General features: G+C 68.6%; 22 protein-coding genes. 7 read left to right on the top strand and 15 right to left on the bottom strand.

Annotated features, from left to right (window positions below; translation table 11 throughout):
* The first annotated feature begins 23 nt into the window (after nt 1-23).
* A complete protein-coding gene (locus AJAP_RS02940; RefSeq protein ID WP_148311439.1) occupies nt 24-287 on the top strand; it encodes a hypothetical protein in 264 nt (87 codons plus the stop codon).
* Between the two features lie 6 nt (nt 288-293).
* Here the strand turns inward: AJAP_RS02940 and AJAP_RS02945 are convergent, their stop codons facing one another.
* Nucleotides 294-1,439 carry an acyl-CoA dehydrogenase family protein gene (locus AJAP_RS02945; RefSeq protein WP_038507978.1) on the bottom strand — a complete coding sequence of 382 codons (1,146 nt, stop codon included), beginning with the start codon at nt 1,437-1,439 and terminating at the stop codon, nt 294-296.
* A gap of 103 nt (nt 1,440-1,542) precedes the next feature.
* Between AJAP_RS02945 and AJAP_RS02950 the strand changes: the two genes are divergently transcribed.
* The 4 genes from AJAP_RS02950 to AJAP_RS02965 all read left to right on the top strand — a co-directional run bounded on the left by AJAP_RS02950 (nt 1,543) and on the right by AJAP_RS02965 (nt 6,088).
* Entirely contained in the window at nt 1,543-2,133 is a 591-nt protein-coding gene (locus tag AJAP_RS02950) for a TetR/AcrR family transcriptional regulator (RefSeq protein WP_037347986.1), read from the top strand.
* Nucleotides 2,134-2,176: 43 nt separating this feature from the next.
* A complete protein-coding gene (locus tag AJAP_RS02955; protein WP_038507980.1) occupies nt 2,177-3,118 on the top strand; it encodes a carbohydrate kinase family protein in 942 nt (313 codons plus the stop codon).
* A 192-nt stretch (nt 3,119-3,310) separates the two neighbouring features.
* The gene (locus AJAP_RS02960) at nt 3,311-4,627 is read left to right on the top strand and encodes a citrate synthase (RefSeq protein WP_051972324.1); all 1,317 of its coding nucleotides are present in this window, start codon (nt 3,311-3,313) and stop codon (nt 4,625-4,627) included.
* 114 nt (nt 4,628-4,741) lie between these two features.
* The gene (locus AJAP_RS02965) at nt 4,742-6,088 is read left to right on the top strand and encodes a cryptochrome/photolyase family protein (RefSeq protein ID WP_038507982.1); all 1,347 of its coding nucleotides are present in this window, start codon (nt 4,742-4,744) and stop codon (nt 6,086-6,088) included.
* Here the strand turns inward: AJAP_RS02965 and AJAP_RS02970 are convergent.
* From AJAP_RS02970 to AJAP_RS03005, 8 genes are all read right to left on the bottom strand, one after another.
* Nucleotides 6,085-7,275 (bottom strand): ABC transporter permease, encoded by a 1,191-nt coding sequence (locus AJAP_RS02970; protein ID WP_038507984.1) that lies wholly within the window; start codon nt 7,273-7,275, stop codon nt 6,085-6,087. The two genes, AJAP_RS02965 and AJAP_RS02970, sit on opposite strands and share 4 nt — an antisense overlap.
* Entirely contained in the window at nt 7,272-8,198 is a 927-nt protein-coding gene (locus AJAP_RS02975; RefSeq protein ID WP_038507986.1) for an ABC transporter ATP-binding protein, read from the bottom strand. Before AJAP_RS02975 ends, AJAP_RS02970 begins: the two co-directional genes overlap by 4 nt.
* Nucleotides 8,195-8,425 carry a hypothetical protein gene (locus AJAP_RS02980; RefSeq protein WP_038507987.1) on the bottom strand — a complete coding sequence of 77 codons (231 nt, stop codon included), beginning with the start codon at nt 8,423-8,425 and terminating at the stop codon, nt 8,195-8,197. The genes AJAP_RS02975 and AJAP_RS02980 overlap by 4 nt, the downstream gene beginning before the upstream one ends.
* On the bottom strand, nt 8,422-8,877 hold the full coding sequence (locus AJAP_RS02985; protein WP_038507989.1) for a hypothetical protein: 456 nt from the start codon (nt 8,875-8,877) through the stop codon (nt 8,422-8,424). Before AJAP_RS02985 ends, AJAP_RS02980 begins: the two co-directional genes overlap by 4 nt.
* On the bottom strand, nt 8,874-9,410 hold the full coding sequence (locus tag AJAP_RS02990; protein WP_038507991.1) for a hypothetical protein: 537 nt from the start codon (nt 9,408-9,410) through the stop codon (nt 8,874-8,876). The genes AJAP_RS02985 and AJAP_RS02990 overlap by 4 nt, the downstream gene beginning before the upstream one ends.
* A complete protein-coding gene (locus AJAP_RS02995) occupies nt 9,407-9,676 on the bottom strand; it encodes a helix-turn-helix transcriptional regulator (RefSeq protein ID WP_005155992.1) in 270 nt (89 codons plus the stop codon). Before AJAP_RS02995 ends, AJAP_RS02990 begins: the two co-directional genes overlap by 4 nt.
* An 81-nt stretch (nt 9,677-9,757) precedes the next feature.
* Entirely contained in the window at nt 9,758-11,299 is a 1,542-nt protein-coding gene (locus tag AJAP_RS03000) for a glycerol-3-phosphate dehydrogenase/oxidase (RefSeq protein WP_038507992.1), read from the bottom strand.
* The gene (locus tag AJAP_RS03005) at nt 11,296-11,859 is read right to left on the bottom strand and encodes a TetR/AcrR family transcriptional regulator (protein ID WP_038507993.1); all 564 of its coding nucleotides are present in this window, start codon (nt 11,857-11,859) and stop codon (nt 11,296-11,298) included. The genes AJAP_RS03000 and AJAP_RS03005 overlap by 4 nt, the downstream gene beginning before the upstream one ends.
* Nucleotides 11,860-11,956: 97 nt before the next feature.
* Here AJAP_RS03005 and AJAP_RS03010 point away from each other — a divergent pair, with 97 nt between their 5' ends.
* Entirely contained in the window at nt 11,957-13,576 is a 1,620-nt protein-coding gene (locus AJAP_RS03010) for an FAD-binding oxidoreductase (RefSeq protein ID WP_084098011.1), read from the top strand.
* Here AJAP_RS03010 and AJAP_RS03015 read toward each other — a convergent pair.
* From AJAP_RS03015 to AJAP_RS03035, 5 genes are all read right to left on the bottom strand, one after another.
* Nucleotides 13,554-14,201, bottom strand: a complete 648-nt coding sequence (locus AJAP_RS03015; RefSeq protein ID WP_038507994.1) for a gamma-glutamylcyclotransferase family protein — start codon at nt 14,199-14,201, stop codon at nt 13,554-13,556. The genes AJAP_RS03010 and AJAP_RS03015 overlap by 23 nt on opposite strands.
* Complete coding sequence (locus tag AJAP_RS03020) at nt 14,195-15,289, bottom strand: S-(hydroxymethyl)mycothiol dehydrogenase (RefSeq protein ID WP_038507996.1); 1,095 nt, start codon at nt 15,287-15,289, stop codon at nt 14,195-14,197. Before AJAP_RS03020 ends, AJAP_RS03015 begins: the two co-directional genes overlap by 7 nt.
* Before the next feature lie 80 nt (nt 15,290-15,369).
* Nucleotides 15,370-16,635, bottom strand: a complete 1,266-nt coding sequence (locus tag AJAP_RS03025) for a C39 family peptidase (protein WP_051972325.1) — start codon at nt 16,633-16,635, stop codon at nt 15,370-15,372.
* A 74-nt stretch (nt 16,636-16,709) separates the two neighbouring features.
* Complete coding sequence (locus AJAP_RS03030) at nt 16,710-17,111, bottom strand: PaaI family thioesterase (protein ID WP_038522282.1); 402 nt, start codon at nt 17,109-17,111, stop codon at nt 16,710-16,712.
* A 126-nt stretch (nt 17,112-17,237) separates the two neighbouring features.
* Nucleotides 17,238-18,959 carry a TIGR03767 family metallophosphoesterase gene (locus AJAP_RS03035; RefSeq protein ID WP_038507998.1) on the bottom strand — a complete coding sequence of 574 codons (1,722 nt, stop codon included), beginning with the start codon at nt 18,957-18,959 and terminating at the stop codon, nt 17,238-17,240.
* 175 nt (nt 18,960-19,134) lie between these two features.
* Between AJAP_RS03035 and AJAP_RS03040 the strand changes: the two genes are divergently transcribed.
* Nucleotides 19,135-19,569: a hypothetical protein gene (locus AJAP_RS03040; protein ID WP_038508000.1), complete on the top strand. Its 435-nt coding sequence runs from the start codon at nt 19,135-19,137 to the stop codon at nt 19,567-19,569.
* A gap of 362 nt (nt 19,570-19,931) precedes the next feature.
* On the opposite strand, the gene AJAP_RS03045 is transcribed toward AJAP_RS03040, so the two are convergent.
* Nucleotides 19,932-20,531 carry a TetR/AcrR family transcriptional regulator C-terminal domain-containing protein gene (locus tag AJAP_RS03045; protein WP_038508002.1) on the bottom strand — a complete coding sequence of 200 codons (600 nt, stop codon included), beginning with the start codon at nt 20,529-20,531 and terminating at the stop codon, nt 19,932-19,934.
* Nucleotides 20,532-20,557: the final 26 nt, after the last annotated feature.

Here is a 20,557-nt window from a genome sequence, read left to right on the forward strand (position 1 = left end):
TTTCACATCATGGAGGACGGGCGTTGCGCGAGTTGCGAATGCGCAAGCACCACGCTGTGCCCATGAAGGGACCTGATCTTCCTTCGCCCGAGCAGGGCTTCACGGTCGAGCAGTGGCGCCATCGTTGGCCCGTCGCTGTCGAGAAGACCGAGCTGGTCGGCGGAGTGATCATCTTCGTCGGCGAGTTCGACTCTCGTGATGTCGAAACCGCGCAACGCACCTACCCCGGGCGACGGGCGCTGCTCACCGAAACCGGCCACATCGAAGTGCACCCGGCCCGATCATGAAAGCGGTCAGCCTTTCCGCAGTTCCCGCGCGATCACCATGCGCTGGATCTGGTTCGTGCCCTCGAAGATCTGCGGCACCTTCGCCTCCCGCATGTACCGCTCCACCGGGAAGTCCTTCGTGTAGCCGGCGCCGCCGAGGACCTGCACGGCGTCGGTGGTCACCTTCATCGCGCCGTCGGTCGCGACGAGTTTCGCGATGGACGCCTGCCGCTGGAACGGCAGCCCGCGGTCACGGCGGCGGGCCGCGTCGAGGTACATCGCGCGGGACGTCTCGACGGTCGCGGCCATGTCGGCCAGCAGGAACTCCAGGCCCTGGAACTCGATGATCGGCCGCCCGAACTGCGTGCGCCCCTTCGCGTACTCGAGCGCCTCGTCCAGCGCGGCCTGCGCGAGCCCGACGGCGCACGCGGCGATGCCCAGCCGTCCGGAGCTGAGCGACGACAGCGCGATCTTCAGCCCCTGGCCTTCTTCGCCGATCCGGCGTTCGGCGTCGACGGCGGCGTCTTCGAACATCAGCTGTGCCGTGGTCGAGCCGGTGAGGCCCATTTTCCGCTCGGGCGGCGCGGCCGAGAGGCCCGGCGTCGCCGCGTCGACGAGCAGGCAGCTGATGCCCTGCCCGCCCTCGTCGCTGGTACGCACCATCGTCGTGTAGAAGTCGGCCTCACCCGCGTGGGTGATCCACGCCTTCGTGCCGTTCACGACGTACCGGCCGCCGTCGAGCCGCGCGCGCGTGGACAGCGCGGCCGCGTCGGAGCCGGCGTGGGTCTCCGAGAGCGCGTACGCGCCCAGCAGGCCGCCTTCGAGCATCGAGGGCAGCCAGCGGTCACGCTGTTCGTCGGTGCCGTGGTGCGCCAGCGCGAAGCAGGACATCGTGTGCACGGAGAGCCCGACGCCCACCGACATCCACGCGGCGGCGATCTCCTCCAGAACCTGCAGGTAGACCTCGTACGGCAGCTCGCCGCCACCCCAGCGTTCCGCGTACGGCAGGCCGAGGAGCCCGGCCTGTCCGAGCAGCCGGAACTGCTCGCGCGGGAAGTGCGCGGTCTCTTCGTACTTGCTCGCGATCGGCGCGAGTTCCTCGCGCGCGATCTCCTTGGCCAGGTCGATCAGGTCCTGGGCCTCGGTGCTGGGCAGCAGACGGTCCGCCGGCATGGCTCCTCCGAGCTGAACGGTACTAAAAACAGTACTGTGGGCTGATTCAGCGTACAGTAGACGGTGCTGGGGGTACACCGTTCGCGTAGGGGATAGTGATCCGATGACCTCGCGCCGCCAGCCCACCGCGCGTCAGAGAGCACTGCTCTCGGAACTCGAAGCGCTCTTCCTCGCCGAGGGGTTCTCCCAGTTCACCCTGGACGACCTGGCCGCGAGGCTCCGCTGCTCGAAGTCGACCCTCTACGCGCTCGCCCCCAGCAAGGAGCAGCTCGCGGTGAAGGTCGTCACCCACTTTTTCAAGGGGGCCGCCGAGCTGCTGGAGGAGCGGATCGCCGGGATCGACGACGCCCGCAAGATCCTCGGCGAGTATCTCGCCGGGATCTCCGAATACCTGAATCGCGCCTCGGCCGCTTTCATGACCGACATCGCCGAATTCGCGCCGGCGCGGGACGCCTATCAGCTCAACAGCCGCGCCGCGGCCGCCCGGATCCGGTCGTTCATCGACCGAGGGGTCACCGACGGTGTTTTCCGTGAGGTGCACGCGCGGCTGATCGCGGAAATGGCGGGACTGATCATCGAGGGAATCCAGACCGGCGTGATCGGCCAGCGCACCGGGGTGACCGACGCCGAAGCGTTCACCGCGCTGTCGGAACTCCTCCTTGGCGGTATTGCGACAAAAAATGTCCTGAACTGACAATTCTGGTGGTGGAACCACCGCCTCGGCTAGCATCGCGCCCGTGATCGTGGTGGGTGGAGAGGCGCTGGTCGACCTCGTTCCTGGTGAACCGTTGGATTCCACTGTGGACGGTGGGTTGCGCGCGCTGCTGCCCCGGATGGGTGGTGGTCCCTACAACGTCGCGCTCGCCGCCGGACGGCTCGGCGTCCCGACGGGTTTCCTCTCGCGCGTCTCGAACGACCGTTTCGGGGTCGCGCTGGTGGACCGGCTGCACGCCTCCGGCGTCGACACCGCGTTGCTGCAGCGGGGAAACGAGCCGACGACGCTCGCCGTGGTCGCGCTCGACGAGAAGGGTTCCGCCCGGTACACCTTCTACACCGAGGGCACCGCGGACCGGCTCGTCGCCGACCCGGGCCCGCTCCCCGAAGATGTGACGGCGCTCTCCCTCGGCACCCTCGGCATGGTCCTGGAGCCGGGTGCGAGCACCTACGAAACGCTGTTGCGCCGCGAATCCGCGCGCGGCGTGCTGACCGTGCTCGATCCGAACATCCGTGCGGCGCTGATCGAGGATCCGGCGGCGTACCGGGCGCGGTTCGAGTCCTGGCTGCCGCATGTCCGCCTGCTCAAGATCTCCGACGACGACACGGAATGGCTCGCCGAAGGCGCCGACCCGGTCGACGCGGCAAAGGTCTGGACCTCTTGCGGAGTCGATGCCGTCGTGCTCACCCGAGGCGCGCAGGGGTTGTCCGTCATCACACGAGCGGGCGAAATCGCGCAGGTCCCGTCACGCCGGGTCGACGTCGTCGACACGATCGGCGCCGGTGACACCGTGCAAGGCGCCCTCCTGGCGTGGCTGTACTCGAACGGCGTGCGCGACGTGTCCACTCTCGACGCCGACGGCTGGCGCTCGGCGCTCGAATTCGCGGCGAAAGCGGCGTCGATCACCGTGTCGCGGAGCGGGGCGGAACCGCCGACGGCCGAAGATATGGCATCCGCCGTGTGAACCTGGTCCCAAAGGGGCTGTTGTGAGCAACTCACCCGCTGCGCGTTGACCCCATTCTCGACTAGCGTGGAGGGGAATTCATACCCCAGCGGGGCGGTGTGCAGCGAGGCCGTGGGTCACGCGCGTGAAAGAGGGCGTACCTGTGGAACCTACAGGCGCCGCCGGCCCGTGCTGAACGTGAGAGGGACTTACATGTCCGACGCGACGACGGCTGCGGGGCAGTCCGGCGAGACCGCGACGCTGCGCCTGCCCAACGGCGAGCACGAGTTCAAGGTGATCCACCCGGTGGAGGGTGCGCCTGGGATCGAGCTGGGGAAGCTGCTGGCGACGACCGGGTACATCACCCACGACCCGGGGTTCGTGAACACCGGCGCCGCGTCCTCGGCCATCACCTACATCGACGGTGACGCCGGCATCCTGCGTTACCGCGGGTACCCGATCGAGCAGCTGGCCGAGAAGTCGACCTTCATCGAGGTCTCGTACCTGCTCATCTACGGCGAGCTGCCCACCCAGACGCAGCTGTCGGAGTTCACCGAGAAGATCCAGCGCCACACTCTGCTGCACGAAGACCTGAAGGCCTTCTTCAGCGGCTTCCCGCGCGACGCGCACCCGATGCCGGTGCTGTCCAGCGCCGTATCCGCGCTGTCGACCTTCTACCAGGACTCGCTCAACCCGTTCGACGAACCGAACGTCGAGCTGTCCACCATCCGCCTGCTGGCCAAGGTCCCGACCCTGGCCGCGTACGCGTACAAGAAGTCCGTCGGCCAGCCGCTGCTGTACCCGGACAACTCGCTCGGCCTGGTCGAGAACTTCCTGCGGATGACCTTCGGCTTCCCGGCCGAGCCCTACGAGGTCGACCCGGACGTCGCCAAGGCGCTCGACCTGCTGTTCATCCTGCACGCCGACCACGAGCAGAACTGCTCCACCTCGACCGTGCGCCTCGTCGGCTCCTCCGAGGCGAACCTGTTCGCCTCGATCTCGGCCGGCATCAACGCGCTGTTCGGCCCGCTGCACGGCGGCGCCAACAGCGCGGTCCTGGACATGCTCGAGGGCATCCAGGCCGAGGGCGGCGACGTCGCGAACTTCGTCCAGCGTGTGAAGAACAAGGAAAAGGGTGTCCGCCTGATGGGCTTCGGGCACCGGGTCTACAAGAACTACGACCCGCGCGCGAAGATCATCAAGAACACCGCGGACGAGATCCTCTCCAAGCTCAAGGGCGGCGACCAGCTGCTCGACATCGCGAAGAAGCTGGAAGAGACCGCGCTCTCGGACGACTACTTCATCGAGCGCAAGCTGTACCCGAACGTCGACTTCTACACCGGCCTGATCTACCGGGCGCTCGGCTTCCCGACGAAGTACTTCACCGTGCTGTTCGCGCTCGGCCGCCTGCCGGGCTGGATCGCGCACTGGCGCGAGATGATCCAGGACCCGGCCACCAAGATCGGCCGCCCGCGGCAGATCTACACCGGCTACGCGTCGCGGGACTACGCGCCCATCTCGGAGCGCTGACCCTCCCTCCCGCAAGTGCAATGAAAGGTCCTTTCCTCGCAAATTTTGCGAGGAAAGGACCTTTCATTGCATCCGGGACTGCGCCCACCGGCGGTACCGCTTAGGGTTGCCGGAGTGACCAGAGAAGCCCCCGTAGTGCTGTGGTTCCGCCGCGATCTCCGCCTCGGAGACCACGCCGCCCTGCTGGAGGCCTCGAAGCACAGCAAGCACGTCCTCGCGCTGTACGTCCTCGACGACGCGCTCCTCAAACCCTCCGGCGCCCCGCGCGTCGCGTTCCTGCACGGCTGCCTGAAGGCGCTGGACGACCAGCTCGGCGGACGGCTGATGCTGGTCAAGGGCGATCCGGTCAAGGAGGTCGTCAAGGCCGCGCGCGAGGTCGGCGCCGCGGCCGTGCACGTCAGCGCCGACACCGGCCCGTACGGCCGCCGCCGCGACGACGAGGTCGAGAAGGCGTTGGCGGAGCACGACATCGCCTGGGTCGAGACGGGTTCGTCGTACGCGATCACGCCCGGCCGCATCACCAAGCCCGATGGCGACCCGTACCGCGTGTTCACCCCGTTCTACCGTGCGTGGGTGCGGCACGGCTGGCCGCGCCCCGCCGACACCGGTAAGTCCATTGTGGACTGGGTGGAGCCGCCGCCTTCGGTCAAGCTTCCGAAATCCCCGTCGCTCAAAGGGATGGAGCTGCCCGAGCCCGGCGAGAAGGCGGCGCTGGAGCGCTGGCGCGAGTTCCTGGACGACGGCCTCGAAACCTACGACGAGGATCGCGATCGTCCCGATCGTCCCGGTACGACAAGGCTTTCACCGTATCTGCGCTGGGGTTGCGTCCACCCGCGCACCCTGCTGGCCGACCTCGCCGGGAACGAGGGCTCCGGCGCCAAGGCATTGCGCGGCGAGTTCGCCTGGCGCGAGTTCCACGCCGACGTTCTGTGGCACCGCCCCGAAACCGCGCGGAAGAACTACGATTCCCGGTTCGATGCCATGGAACACGAGAGCGACGACGAAGCCTTCCAGCGGTGGTGCGAGGGACGCACCGGGTTCCCGATCGTCGACGCCGGGATGCGCCAGCTGCTCGCCGAGGGCTGGATGCACAACCGCGTCCGGATGATCGTGGCGAGCTTCCTGGTCAAGGATCTGCATCTGCCGTGGTGGCTCGGCGCGCGGCATTTCATGCGGCATCTGGTCGACGGCGATCTCGCGTCGAACCAGCTGAACTGGCAGTGGGTCGCGGGCAGCGGCACCGACGCCGCGCCGTACTTCCGGATCTTCAACCCGACGACGCAGGGGGAGAAGTTCGACCCCGCCGGTGACTACGTCCGCCGCTACGTCCCCGAACTCCGGTCCGTGCAGGGCAAGGCCGTGCACAAACCGGAGAACGTCAAGGACTACCCGGCACCGATGGTCGACCACGCGCACGAACGTCAGGTCGCGTTGGAGCGCTACGGCGCCATCAAAGCTTAGCCGCGAAGGGCTTCCGAAAGCTTGATCCGGCTGCCGACCCGCAGGACGCTGTTCTGGTAGATCCGCGCGCCCAGCCAGGTGAACAGGGCGATGGCGCCCACGGTCAGCCCCAGCGACGCCACGATCTCCCACACCTCGACGGTGCCCGCCGCGATCCGCGCGGGCATCAGCACCGGGGAAAGCAGCGGTACCAGGGAAAGCACCTTGGTGGCCGTGCCTTCCGGCGCCTGGGCCAGCAGGTTGAACCCGACGACGAAGCCGAGGATCAGCACGATGTTGACCGGCCCGATCACCGACTGGGTGTCCTCCTGGCGGGAGACCAGCGAACCCATGGCGCCGTAGACGGTGGCGTACAGCAGGAACCCGAGCAGGTACCACACGACACCCCACAGCAGGGCACTCGTCGCGACGCCGGACAGCGTCAGCACGTCGGTCGCCGAAGCGACGATGAACCCCGCGCCACCGATGATCACCAGCTGCGTCAGCCCGACCAGGCCGAGCCCGATCACCTTGCCCAGCAACAGATGCCACGGCCGCACCGTCGACAGCAGGATCTCGACCACCCGGCTGGACTTCTCTTCGACCACACCCTGCGCGACCAGCGTCCCGTAGGTCACGATGCTCATGTACAGCAGCACCGCGACGATCAGCCCGATGACCATCCGCTGCGATTTCTCGGGGTCCGGCGGTTTGATCGAGTCGACCTCGACCTGCGTCTGATGGACCGTGCGCATCACCTGCTCAGGGGATTCCTGGGCTTCGGAAAGGATGCCGTTCAACACCTCCTGCTGGGAAACGCCGTTCAGCAGCGCGCGCAGCTTGGTGTCCAATTCGGACTTGACGAGCACCTTCAGCTCGGTGGCGTTGCCGGACAGCAACGCGTCGAGGTCGCCGTTCTCGATCTGCGAGCGGCCCTGCGCCGGATCGGCGACGGTGACGGTCTCGATCTTCTCGCCGATCGCCTCGCCCGCGGTCTTGAGCTGCTGCGCGATCCCGGCGGTCTGGCCGGTGAGGCCGACCTTGCTCTTGTCCTCGTTGCCGATCAGCGTGGACTGCAGCAGGACGTAGCCCATCAGCATGACCAGCAGGACGGCGGTGCCGATCACGAAGGACCTGGTGCGCAGCCGGGTGTTCAGCTCGCGTTTGGCGATGAGCCAGACCGCGCGCCATGAGGAAACGGTGTTCATGCGGAAACTCCCTGTGCCGCCGGCTTTTCGGCGACGGCGTCGCGGAAGAGCTCGGTCAGCGAACGCCTGCGTTTGGTGAATTCGGTGACCGGCCCGGTGGCCAGCGCCGCGGCGAGCACGGCCTGGTCGTCGGCACCCGTCTCGAGTTCGAGGATCGTCGTCGGGCCGTTCTGCTCGATCGTCCGGACGCCAGGGACGGCCGAAGCCCAGCCGGGTGCGGCACCGGGAGCGGTGACGACGAGCCCGTTGCCCGCACCGGCGGTCAGCTCCCCGACGGTGCCGGAGGCGACCATCCGTCCACTTCGGATGATGCCGACGCGGTCGCACAGCCGCTCGACCAGATCCAGCTGGTGACTGGAGAACACCACCGGCACCCCGGTCGCGGCCTTCTCCCGCAGCACCCCGCTCATCACGTCCACGGCCAGCGGGTCGAGGCCGGAGAACGGCTCGTCCAGCACGAGGACCTTCGGATCGTGCACCAGCGCGGCGGCGAGCTGCACGCGCTGCTGGTTGCCGAGGCTCAGCTTCTGGACCTCGTCCTTGCGCCGTTCGGTCAGCCCGAGCCTGGCGATCCAGTTCTCGGCGCTGCGGTGGGCGTCGTTGGCCGACATCCCGTGCAGCTCGGCGAGATAGACCAGCTGCTCCAGCACCTTCATCTTCGGGTACAGCCCGCGTTCCTCCGGCATGTACCCGATATGCGTGCGGGTCTCGTGGGTGATCGGGGCGCCGCCGAAGCGCACCTGGCCGGAATCGGCCGCCAGCACCCCGAGCAGGATCCGCATCGTGGTGGTCTTGCCCGCGCCGTTGCTGCCGACGAAGCCGAACAGCTCACCGGGCTGGACCTCGAAGCTCACCTCGTCCAGCGCGACCTTCGCGCCGTAGCGTTTGGAGACCTTGTCGATCTCCAGCTTCCCCTCGCTCATTTCCACTTCCCCTCTTCGAAATACCGCACCAGCGCCGCGAATCCCCGATGGACGCCGGAAATCGTGCGGTTCCGTTCGATCAGCCCGTCCAGCTTGACGTTGCTCACCACCGAGGTGGCCCGGTAGACCAGGACCGCCCTCCCCGCGCCGGCGAGGACCCCACCCGCCACCAGCACGACGGCGACCACGCCGATGGACATCTTGTGCCGCTTCTTGTCCCCGGTCATGCCGGAGCCACCCCCTCGAAGTCTTCGGGGTCGTCGTCCGGCAGCCGCCACGCGAGCCACAGCGCCGGTAGCGACGTCCCGAAGACGAACAACGCCGCTGTCATCGCGGACAGCAGCGAACCGGAATCCGGTTGCCCCGCCGCGTAAAGCCCGTACCCGAGATCCACCAGCATCAGCACGCAGATCCCCTGGAACGCAGCGTAGTGCGCGCGGTTTCGCAGCAGCAGTTCGCGTTCGTCGAGATCCTTCGCCGCGGAGCCCGGCCTGCCGACGGCCTTGCGCAGCACCGTCGCCGCGCCGACGCAGAGACACAGCCCCGGCCCCATCAGGCCCACGGCGAACCACAAGGTCGGCTCGCGCAGCAGCGCGGCACCGGCGATCACGACCAGATGGCCGATCACGGCCGCGACGGCGAGCCGTCGGCGATCCGAGCGCGTCCTGGTGGTGGTCATGCCGGGCTCACCCCTTCGAAGTCCTCGGGGTCGTCGTCCGGCAGCGACCAGCCCAGGATGATGGCGGACACCGTGGTGCCGGTGATCAGCAGCGCGCAGGCCATCATCGCGCCGCCGGCCTTGGGGCCGGGGACCAGGAGGCCGTACAGCACCGCGAACAGCATCATCGTCACCAGGATCTGGTAGCTGACATAGGTGACGCGGTGGCGCATCTCCCGCTCGCGCTCATCGAGCCGCATCGAGAAACCGCCGCTCATCTTGCCGGTGAGGATCCGCAGCAGGTACTGCGCGCCACCGGCCACGGCACCCCCGCCGAGCCAGCACACGAGGAAGCCTCCTGTCTGCCCTGTCTGGTAGAAGACCGCTCCGGCGATCAGGACCAGATCGCCCGCCACGACCAGCGCGCTCAACGCCCGCCGCCGTTTCCGCGTGCGCCACGTCGGCAGCTTCAGCGCTCGCTTGCGTTCCACCTCGTCCAGCCGTTCCTGCTGACGGTCCCAGTACGCCGCGAGACGGCCTCGTTCCTCGCTCATGTTCCCCCCTCCCGGTAGACCTGAGTGGACAGCGGCGTGAACGGTTCGCGGCTGAACACGGCTTCGACCGGGAGGTCGAACACCGCGCAGATGCGGAACGCCAGGTCCAAGCTCGGGTAGTGGTCTCCCCGTTCGAGCGCGCCGATGGTCTGCGGATTGACCTCGACGGCCGTCGCGAGGGCGGCCCTGCTCAGTCCACGCTCGGCCCGGAGCACGGGAAGCCGGTTGTAGATCGGCAGCTCTTTGCCGCGTCTGACCGGGCTCATGGAACATACTGTTGCAAAAACCCAACGACTCGTCAAGCTGAGGGCATGACTCGCCGCATTGAGAGGACTAAATGCGGGAGGTCAGGCGAGGCCGGCGAGCGACTTGTCGACAAGTTCTCGGACGTGGGCGCGGGCGGCCGCCGCGTCGGGGGCGACCAGGCCGAGCCGGGTGCGGCGGTCCAGGACGTCCTCGACGTCGAGCGCGCCCTCGTGTCGCACTGCCCAGACGACCTCCGCCGCGCTGATGTCGGTCCCGTCGAACAGGGGCAGCCCCAGTTCCGGGTCGACCTCGCCGAGCGCCGCGACCCGCGGCGCCTCGGTGCCGTACTTCGCGACGAGCCGAGGCGGCGCGTCCACAGTGGATAGACGATCGCGCGGGGTCGCGCCGAGCAACGGGAGCCGGGACGTCGTCGACGGCCCGGCGAGGAGCCCGGACCGCTTCAGCGCGGCATCGACGGCGTCTTCGGCCATCTTCCGGTACGTCGTCAACTTCCCGCCGACGACGGTGAGCACGCCGTCGGCTCCGGTCACCACCGCGTGCTTGCGGGAAAGATCCGCGCTCCGTCCGCCACCGCCTTCGACCAGCGGCCGAAGACCGGCGAACGAGCCCGCGACGTCGGCGCGGGTCAGCGGGCGGGTGAACGCCGTTGAGGCCACTTCGAGCAGGAAGTCCACATCGGACTCCGGCACGGTCGGCACCCGCGGCACCGGCCCGTCGATCGGCTCGTCGGTGACCCCGACGAATACGCGGCCGTCCGGTTGCGGCAGCAGGAAGACGAAGCGGTTGTTCTCGCCGGGGACGGGCACGTTGACCGACGTCGCGCCGATCCGCGCCGCTCCCGTGGCCAGGATGAGGTGCGAGCCGCGAGACGGCCGCAGCCGGACCGACTCCGCCAGCTCGCCCGCCCAGACACCTGTCGCGTTGATCACCTGCCGGGCGTGGATCTCGATCTCGTGTCCGGTGAGCCTGTCCCGCGCCAGTACCGATTCCGCGTCGAGCCGGAGCGCCTCGACCCTCGTCAGGATCTTCGCGCCACGTGCCGCGGCCGTGCGGGCGAGGCTCACCACCAGGCGCGCGTCGTCGGTCAGCGCGCCGTCGTAGGCCAGCAGTGCCCCGCGCAGGCCTTGCGGGGAAAGGCCGGGCGCGAGCGCGAGCGCTTCCGCGGCCGGGATCGACCTCGGCCGGGGCAGCACCGACGCCGGGGTGCCGGCCGCGCGGCGAAGGCCGTCGCCGGCCACGAGACCGGTCATGATGAAGGCCTGTTGACCGCGAGAGGTCTTGCGGTACATGGGGAACAGCTGCGGGATCGCCCTGGTGAGATGCGGGGCGGTGCGGGTCATCAGGATGCCGCGTTCGACGGCGCTTTCGTGCGCCAGCGCCAGATCGCCCTTGGCGAGATACCGGAGCCCGCCGTGGACCAGCTTGCTGGACCAGCGCGACGTGCCGTACGCCAGGTCGTACGCCTCGATCAGGGCGACCGAAAGCCCGCGCGCGGCCGCGTCCAGCGCGATGCCGGTGCCGGTGACACCGCCGCCGACCACCACCAGATCGACCCGCTCGCCGCCGGCCAGCGCCGTGAGTTCCCGGTCGCGCCGCAGAGCGTTGAGCGAGCCCGGCGTCACGGGCGCAGCGCCGCGTCGAGCACGTTGGCGAACTCCGCCATCAGCTTCTTCTCATCCACGTCCGCGATGGCGGGACGGTACGAGAAGGCGAAGGACTGGATGAGCAGCAGCAAGGTGCGAGCCTGCGCGGCCAGGTCACCCTTGCGGATCGACCCGTCCTCGTGGCCCGACTTCAGCAGGTGCAGGATCACGCCTTCGGCGAAGCGCTGGGTCTTCCCGAACCGTTCGACGATGTAGGGCAGGACCAGTTCGGAATCGAGGTCCAGCAGAGTGCGGAACAGCGGGTCACCCGACAGCGCGGCGACGGCGGCCGAAGAACTCTGGACGAGCTTCTCGCGGAAGTGGGCGGGCTCGACCTCGGGTTCCGCGGCGCCCTGCAGCAGGCCGCCGAACTCGCGGGTCATGAGGGTCGCGAGCACACTGCGCACGTCCGGGAACCGGCGGTAGACGGTCATCCGGCTGACCTTGGCGGTCCGGGCGATCTCGGCGAGGGTGGTCCGCCGCACACCGACGGCGAGCACGCACTTCTTCGCGGCGTCGAGCAGAACGTCGTCGGACACACGTGTCGAGGCCTGGCGGGATCGGGTGTCCGCCAGCGCCGAAACGCCTGTTTCCGCAGGTGAGTGACGTTTTACGTCCATATGTAACACTGTAGTCGTGACCGAGCTTATTGACCACCGGTTAAGACGATCCTGGACGCCCGAGGCCGGTGACGCCGCCCACCTTCCGGCCAAGGCCCTGAGGTGGCTCGTCCAGCGTATCGGGCCGTTGGGCTCCGCGGCGCCCTTCGCGCCCGATTCGGCGCTGTCCGTTCCCGAACCGGTGCTGGACGAGCGGCCCAAGCGAGACCTCGAAGAACTCGTCGGCGCCGGGCACGTCCTGACGGCGCCGGGGGAACGGCTCGCGCGAGCCAGTGGTCTGTCCTATCTGGACTTGATACGGCGCCGGGGGTTCGGTGATTTTCCGGTGCCGGACGCCGTCGTCCTGCCGGAGAATCCCGCCGAAGTCCAGTCGGTACTGGAAATCTGCGCACGGTACGACGTCGGCGTCGTCCCGTTCGGCGGCGGGACGTCGGTGGTCGGCGGTGTCGCCGCACTGCGCGGTGACAAGACCTCGGTGATCGCACTCGACCTCACCCGGCTCGGCGAACTGGTCTCGGTCGATCCCGTTTCCCGGATCGCGGTCCTGCAGGCGGGGGTCACCGGCCCGGAGGCCGACCGGCTGCTCGCCGCGCACGGTTTCACCCTCGGGCACGTGCCGCAGTCCTACGAACGCGCCACCATCGGCGGATTCGCCGCGACCCGGTCCGCCGGACAGGCCTCGTCGGGCTACGGCCGGTTCGAGGACATGGTCAAGGGCGTCCGGCTCGCGACCCCGCGCGGGGAATGGAAACTCGGCGTCGCGCCGGCTTCGGCCGCGGGACCGGACCTGCGGCAGCTCGCCGTCGGCAGCGAAGGCGCGCTCGGCGTGATCACCGAGGTCGCCCTCCGCGTCCGTCCGGTGCCGGAAGTCCGCCGTTACGAGGGTTTCGTCCTCGATGGCTGGGAGAAGGGCACCGACGCGGTCCGCGAACTCGCCCAGCGACACGTGCTCGCGGACGTCACGCGACTGTCCGATGTGGACGAGAGCGAGGTTTCGCTCGCGCTCAACGACAGTGTGAAGACCAAGGCGTTGCGCCGGTATCTCAAGGCACGGGGAGTGCACGCGCCATGCCTGCTGATCGTCGGCTGGGAAGGCGGGTCGAAACGCGAGGTCGCCCGGCGACGGCAGGGGACCGTCGGCGTGCTGAAGGAGTTCGGCGCCGTCCGGATCGGGGCCGCGCTCGGCGAATCCTGGCGACGCGGCCGGTTCTCCGGACCTCGGCAGCGGGATGCCTTGATGGACAACGGTGTCTGCGTCGAAACCCTGGAAACCGCCGCGTACTGGGCGGAACTGAGCGACCTGCGGGACGCCGTCCGCGCCGCGCTCACCGCGACCCTCGGCAACGCCATCATCATGTGCCACGTCTCGCATGCCTACGAAACGGGCGCGTCGCTGTACTTCACCGTGCTCACGCCACGCGACGAGGCCGACCCGATCGCCCAATGGCAGCGGGCGAAGGCGGCCGCGTCGGAGGCGATCACCGGCATCGGCACGATCTCGCATCACCACGCCGTCGGCGCCGACCACGCGCGGTATCTGGCGGCGGAGATCGGCGAGATCGGCGTCGAAGTGTTGCGTGCGGCGAAGAAGGCCGTCGATCCGAGCGGGATCCTCAATCCCGGGAAACTCGTCTGATCAGCGTCCCGGCCTCGACCAGCGTGCAGTCCAGACCGTGCGTTTCGGCGGGGATCCCGTCCAGCGCCGCGGCCCGGCGCTGTTCGAGGTCGGCGACGCGGATATGCCTGCCGTCCACCAGGATCGGCAGGCGGATGTCCGCGGCGCCGACGTACGCCACCACGTCGTCGAGCACGGTTCCATCGTCGAGCGTGATGGCCGGGGCGGTCAGCCGCACCAGGTTGTAGCGCATGCCGTTGCCCTCGCATTTGTCGAGCACGGCCAGCTGTTCGGGCGTCGCGAACCACACGGCGTGCTCCTCAACGACGCCCGGCGCGGCGGCCAGTGTCGCGGGACGCTGCCCGTCACGGAACCGCAGCCCGGACGCCCAGACCGCGGCGAGGTCGGTGCAGCGCGCGTGACAGACGACGACCGGGCCTTCCAGGCCCATGTTCTCCCGCAGCCAGGTGATCTTGGACGGGCACGCGTTGGAGCCGTACGCGAGCACGGCCTGGCGTTCGCGCCAGCCCTCCGGCGCGGTGTCGAGACTGTGCCCGGCACCGTCGAAGTGGACGAACGAATGCCCCGGCCGCGCTCCCGGATACGGATCGGCCGGGAAATCGGCGTCGGTGAAGAGTTTCACCACGTCACCACGCTGCGGAGGACGTCTCCGGCATGCATGCGTCCGAAGGCCTGCTCGACGCCGTCGAGGGCGATCCGCTCGGTGACGAACTTGTCGAGCGGGAGCCTGCCCTGGAGGTAGAGGTCGATCAGCATCGGGAAATCGCGTGAGGGCAGGCAATCGCCGTACCACGACGATTTGAGCGAGCCACCGCGCGAGAAGAAGTCGATCAGCGGCAGATCCAGCCGCATGTCCGGGGTCGGGACGCCGACGAGCACCACCGTGCCCGCCAGATCGCGCCCGTAGAACGCCTGCCGCCACGTTTCGGGCCTGCCGACCGCGTCGATCACGACGTCCGCGCCGAACGAATCGGTGAACTCCCGGATCGCCTCGACGACCTGGTCTTCGCTCAGTCCCTTGCTGTTCAGCGTGTGCGTGGCGCCGAAGTCCTTGGCCCAGGCGAGTTTCCGGTCGTCGGTGTCGACGGCGACGATGGTCTTCGCATCCGCCAGGTTCGCCCCCGCGATCGCGGCGTCGCCGACACCGCCGCAGCCGATGACCGCGACGGAATCGCCGCGGCTCACCGCACCGGTGTTCAACGCGGCGCCGAGGCCTGCCATCACCCCGCAGCCGAGCAGTCCGGCGACGGCGGGCTCGGCGGCAGGGTCGACCTTCGTGCATTGTCCACTGTGGACGAGCGTCTTTTCGAGGAACGCCCCGACGCCGAGCGCGGGCGACAGGGCGGTGCCGTCGGCCAGCGTCATCGGCTGGGCGGCGTTGAACGTGGAGAAGCAGTACCAGGGCCTGCCCCGGCGGCAGGCGCGGCAGGTGCCGCAGACCGCGCGCCAGTTCAGGATCACGTAATCGCCGGGTTCGAGATCCGTCACGCCTTCGCCGACGGCCTCCACGAACCCCGCGGCCTCGTGGCCGAGCAGGAACGGGAACTCGTCGTTGATCCCGCCCTCGCGGTAGTGCAGGTCGGTATGGCAGACGCCGCACGCCTTGACCGAGACGACGGCCTCGCCGGGCCCGGGATCGGGCACCGTCACGGGCTCCAGCGAGACCGGCTCACCCTTGGCGCGGGAAACGACGCCCTGGACCTCGTACGGCATGCCCACCTCCGAGTAGTCGACTTCGCAGCTTGCCACGAAGCCGACCCGGATCGCGACATCCGCTCGGGTGCGGTATCGGTTCAGTGCCCAGGCGTGATGATGTAAGCGACGCCGCCCGGACCACTGGAAACGCCGCCATTCGTGTTGTACCGCTTGGTGCGCTGCCAAATCGTTTCGAACTGGTGTCGCTTGTAGACATTCCGGACCCGGTCGTTGCTGCTCGCCGCCGGGTCGTTCGCGATCACGTCACCGTCCTTGGTGAAGCCGACGACGACCATGATGTGCCCGGCGGTGCCGTAGCCCGCGCCGTCGAGTTCCTCGGCCTTGAACGACTGCGACGTGATCACCGGGATGCCGCGCGCGATGTACTTCTCGAGTTCGTTCAAGGAGTGCAAACGGGTGATGTGCCCACGCAGTCCGAGTGAAGCGGCGTACGCGGTGTTGAACGGCCAGTTGCCGGTTCCGTCGTAGGCGTAGTCGAACGTGTAGCGGGCGGCGTACGCGACGGTCGGATCGACGTAACCCTCCGGGATCCACTTCATGTCTTCGGGCTTGGGCCGTTTGCCCCAGTACTCGGCGACCATTTCGGTGGACGTCGGGCTGCACCAGTTCTCGCCGCCACCGCCGTACTCCGGGAACTGTCCTTTGTGGAGGTTCTGCGCGTAGGCGGGCACCTTGAGTTCGATCCCGGTGGCGCGGCCCGGCTTGGTCGCCTGGACCTCGAAGCGGTCCGGGACCAGCGACGTCATCGCGCCGACCGACGTCACCGACGGCGTGGCGTGGGAGCCGGCCTCGCGGTACAGGCTGACCCGCAGCTGGTACGAGCGAAGCGCGACGCCCGCCTTCATGACCAGCGTGTCGACGTCGACCGCGGCGTTGGCGTCGCTCTGCCCGTCGACGCTGGTGCGTTTGATGTCGGCGTCCCCGCTGGCCCAGCGGCCCATGACGTACCAGGAGGTCTCGGCGCCCGACGCGGTGCGGCCCTTCGCCTCCACCTTGACCCAGGTCTTGGCCGGCGTCTTCGCGTTCCACGAAGCGACCAGCTGCGAGGCGTCGAAGCCCTGCGTGTGGCTCCGCGACGTCCATTGGCCGTATTCGTAGGTCTTCGTGGTGCCGAGCACGGGTTCGGTGTGCTCGATCGTGCCGATCGGGCGGTCGATGCGCAGGGCGCCGTGGTCGAGGCCGAGCCCTTCGAGCCTGCCGTCGCGGAAACCGGCGTGACCGGACCATTCGTGGTAGTCGATCGACTCGTCGTCCGGACGGCCGGGACCCGCTTCCGCCGTCTGTGCCGTCACCGCGGTCATCGTCGCGATCGTCAGCAGCGTGACCAGCCCTCGTCTGCGCATCCCGGCTCCATCCCTCGATTCCACCCAGTAGGGAAGGGATTTTCGCCGGTCGCGCGAGGTATGTAAACAGTTGCCTACAAGACGGCCTGCGTCTGTGTCACTTTCGCGACCAGCTTGCCCTCGTCGTCGCGGATTTCGGTTTCCACCACGATGAGCTTGCGGCCCGCGTGCAGCGGCTTCGCGGTGGCCGTGGCGTGACCGGACCGGACCGCGCGCAGGAAGTTCGTCTTCGACTCGACGGTGGTCGTGCCTTGGGCGCCCTCGGGCAGGTTGAGGAACGCGCAGACCGCGCCCGTGGCATCGGCGAGCGCCATCAGCGTGCCGCCGTGCAGTACGCCGCCGAGCGTGCAGAGCGTTTCGTCCCAGGCGATCCGGGCGCGCACGGCCGCGGGGGAATGCTCCAGTACCTCGATGCCGAGCCGCTCGGTGAGCGGCATGGTCCGGTGGAAGAGCGCGGTGCCTTCTGCGTCGATCATGGTGCCGAGCGTGCCCGGCACCGCGCCCCGTGTCGATTACCCCCGAGGTAACCCCCGGCATTTCGTCCTCTGAATGCGATCCTTGCGCGTGCAACTACCGCATTCAGAGGACGAAACGCGCGGGAGTCAGGCGAGCGGGTGGGGCAGCAGGAGTTCCGTGTTCTGGTCTTGAGCGGTGCCGACCGCGCCCAGTGAGGCGTGGATGTCGTTGTACGAGAACTCCCGGTACAGCGACGCAAGCGCTTGCGTCGAGGTGTCCGAGTACGACGCCTCGTACGGCGCTTCCGCCTCGATCAGCGTCGTGAACAGCGACAACGTGCCGTCCGCGTTGTCGGCGACCTCGATGATCCGCGCGTGCTGCGGGAAGTCGATGTGCGAAGCGGTGTTGATCTCCCAGAAGCCCTGCTTCGCGGTCTTGCCTGCGTGCGGGGTGATCTTGTTGTGGTGCGTGTGCCCGTTGACCCACGCCAGCACGTTCGGGAATCGGTGCAGCAGCGAGACGAACGTGTCGCCGTTGAGCCGGATCTCCAGCGGATGCCGCGCGTCCGGCAGCACGTTGCCCATGGTGTCGCTGGTGTGGTGGCTGAACAGGATGAACAGCTCGTCCGTCACGTTCTGCGTGACCTTGCGCCCGAAGAAGTCGTAGTACGTCGAACTGTTGCGCTTGAGCGTGTTCTCCACCCAGGTGAACTGCCCGAGCCCGATCGATCCGTCGGCCAGCCCGGCCATCGTCGTGGTGTCGAGGCTGATGCCGGTGATCCCCGGCGCGATGCGGAAGGTGTAGTACACGTTCCGCCCGTCGGCGTTGTTCCCGCTGAACCCGTGGCCCACCGGGCCGGGGCCGGTGTTGGCGGAGTCGAGGTGGTGCTGGACGAACTCCGCGGTGCTGAACGGCCGCCGTCGCTCGTCCGGGGTGATTTCGCGGATCGTGCCGGAACCGCCGAACAGCTCCGTGATCGGCACGCCCGAGCCGGACCCGATCGCCTTCGCGAGCTTCCGCGACGTCGTCTCGTCCTTGCCGATCACCTTGAAGCGGCCGGTGTACCAGGCGTCCATCCCCGGCAGATCCGGCACCGTGCCGACGATGCTGTCGTCGTGGTTGCCGAAGGTGCAGAACCACGGGACGTCGAGACCAGGCGAGGTGAAGGTGTTCGACGCCGCGCCGAGTAGGCCGGGCAGCTGCGGGAAACCCTTCTTCGTGTACGCGTCGTCCAGCGTCTTGCCGGGGTTCCAGTAGTGCGAGGACCCGGACGTCTGGACGCCTTCGTGCACGTTCGGGTCGCCCGAGGTCGGGTTCACCGTGCCGCCGTTGAGCACCTTGAGGAACCATTCGAGCTCGATCAGCTCGTGGTTGTCCGTGTTGTCGCCGGTCGTGACCATGAAGTCGATCGCCCGCCCCGTGAACGGGCCCGTCTTCAGGCTGTTCACCCGCTCCACGAGCGCCGTCGTGGCGACCGGGCCGAGAGTCTCCTGCGGCCGGTGCGCCGAGCCGACGAACGGGTGCAGGTACTCGAACCGCGCCGGGCTTTCGGCGTCGGTGAAGTGCAGGTCGGTGAACTGCGCGAAGGACGCCATCGCGCGGCGCCGGTCGTCGCGGCCGGACTTCGGCGCGGCGAGATCGCCGCGGATCACGAGCGGCCAGCCGGGGCCCGCGGTCAGCCGCGTGTAGCCGGGACCGCTGGTCAACGGGGCCGCCGCGGCTTCCAGTGTGGTGCCCGCGGTGCGGACCGCGCGGGACGCGGTACGCGCGAGCGCGCGGTCGAGCGCGTTGGCGGTCGGTGTGCACAGCAGCAGGCCGACGCCGGCGGCGCCCGCCGCGGTGAAGGTGCGCCTGGAGATGACGGACATGGCGGTGCCCCCAGTCGTCGCGGGTGGGTGTCGCGGAAGGACGATGCCGGACGACGTTAGCCGTGGGGTGAACGCCAGAAAAGGGTAATGCGAAAATTTGTCACGTTCGGCCGAATACGCAAGTAGCCAAGCGGGCTGGTTACGCTGGCCGCTCGACGAGCGAGGAGGTGGCCCGGTGGGTGCTTCGGCTTGGTCCGTCCGCGGCCGGTTCGACGGCGACCCGGAAGCGGCGCTGGACGCGATGAAGGCGCGCGTCTTCGAGGAGGGCGACTACCTCTGGGAAGAGGACGAACTCGGCCGCCCGGACTCGATCGACGAGCTGTACGAGGTGGAGAGCGTCCAGGAGTCCGGGACCCATTCCGTGCTCGACGTCCACGAGTTCATCAGCGCCACGGGTGAGGACGACTTCGGCACGATCCGGCCCCTGACCGACGCCGAACTCGTCGCCGCGTTCGGCACGGAGGAGCCGTCCGTGGCGGACTTCGACGAACTCGACAAGGCCGGTCGGCTGCCGTACGAGCGGCGGCCTCGGTGGAGCGCGAACTGCGCGCTGCTGTACGAGGACGACGTCGCCGTCGAACTGGCGATCTGGGGCGTGTCCGGCGACTAGAGCCGGGGGCGCGTCTGTCGTGACCGGACCGGTCACGCGCGACCGTGTGGATTTCGGGTCCTTGCGACCACCGGGTTGGGCACCTGAAGTACATGAAGGCCCCCTTCATTGCGTCTAGCGCAAGGAAGGGGGCCTTCATGTACTTGGGGAAGGTGCCACTCACGAGGTTTGCAGGGCCGAGTTCGACGGTGGTGCTTCGGGCGCGTCGGTGACGCGGCACCGCACTCGCGTGATCGAGGCCGGAACTCGCGTGATCAGCGGCGGAACACCTAGTGCGGCATCCAGTCACGCGAGTTACGTCCCTGATCACGCGAGTCACGCCTTCGATCACGCCGCGCCTGCACGGACACGGCCGCCAGGGGCTACAGCCGGGCAGCGAGCCCGTCGAGGATCACCTCGACACCCAGCTCGAACAGCTCTTCGCCGCTCTGCCGCGCGAAAGCCGGCCCCAACCTGCCCACATGCGGATAGGCCTCAAGCCGCGCGAGGAACCCTTCGTCCGGCTTCCGCGCGGGGAGCGTCTCGACCGACGCGAGTACGTGCGCCGTGAGCAGGCGCGAAATCCCGGCGGTGTCCTCTTCGGAGAAGCCCGCCTCCAGCAGGATCCGCGCGGTCGTCTCGATATGGCCCAGCCGGTGCGGCCCGGTCGGCGGCCGTTCGCGCAGCAGCGCGGCCGAGTCCCGGTGACGCAGCAGCAGGGCGCGGAACTGGCGGAGCCCGCTCGCGAGCTGATCGCGCCACGGCAGCGATCCATCGATCTCGAAGGCGTCGGCGCAGATCGCCTCGGCGACGAGATCCAGCAGCTCGGCCTTGTCCTTCACGTGCCAGTACAGCGTCGGTGAGCTGACGCCGAGCTTCGCCGCCAGCCGCCGGGTCGTCAGCTCCGCGAGGCCGGCGTCGTCGAGCAGTTCGACGGCCGCCTCGGTGATCTTGGCGAGGTCGAGTGAGCCTTTGCGTGCCACCCGGCGGACTCTATCAGTGATAGATT

It is taken from the genome of Amycolatopsis japonica, assembly GCF_000732925.1.
In the GTDB taxonomy this organism is placed as follows: domain Bacteria; phylum Actinomycetota; class Actinomycetes; order Mycobacteriales; family Pseudonocardiaceae; genus Amycolatopsis; species Amycolatopsis japonica.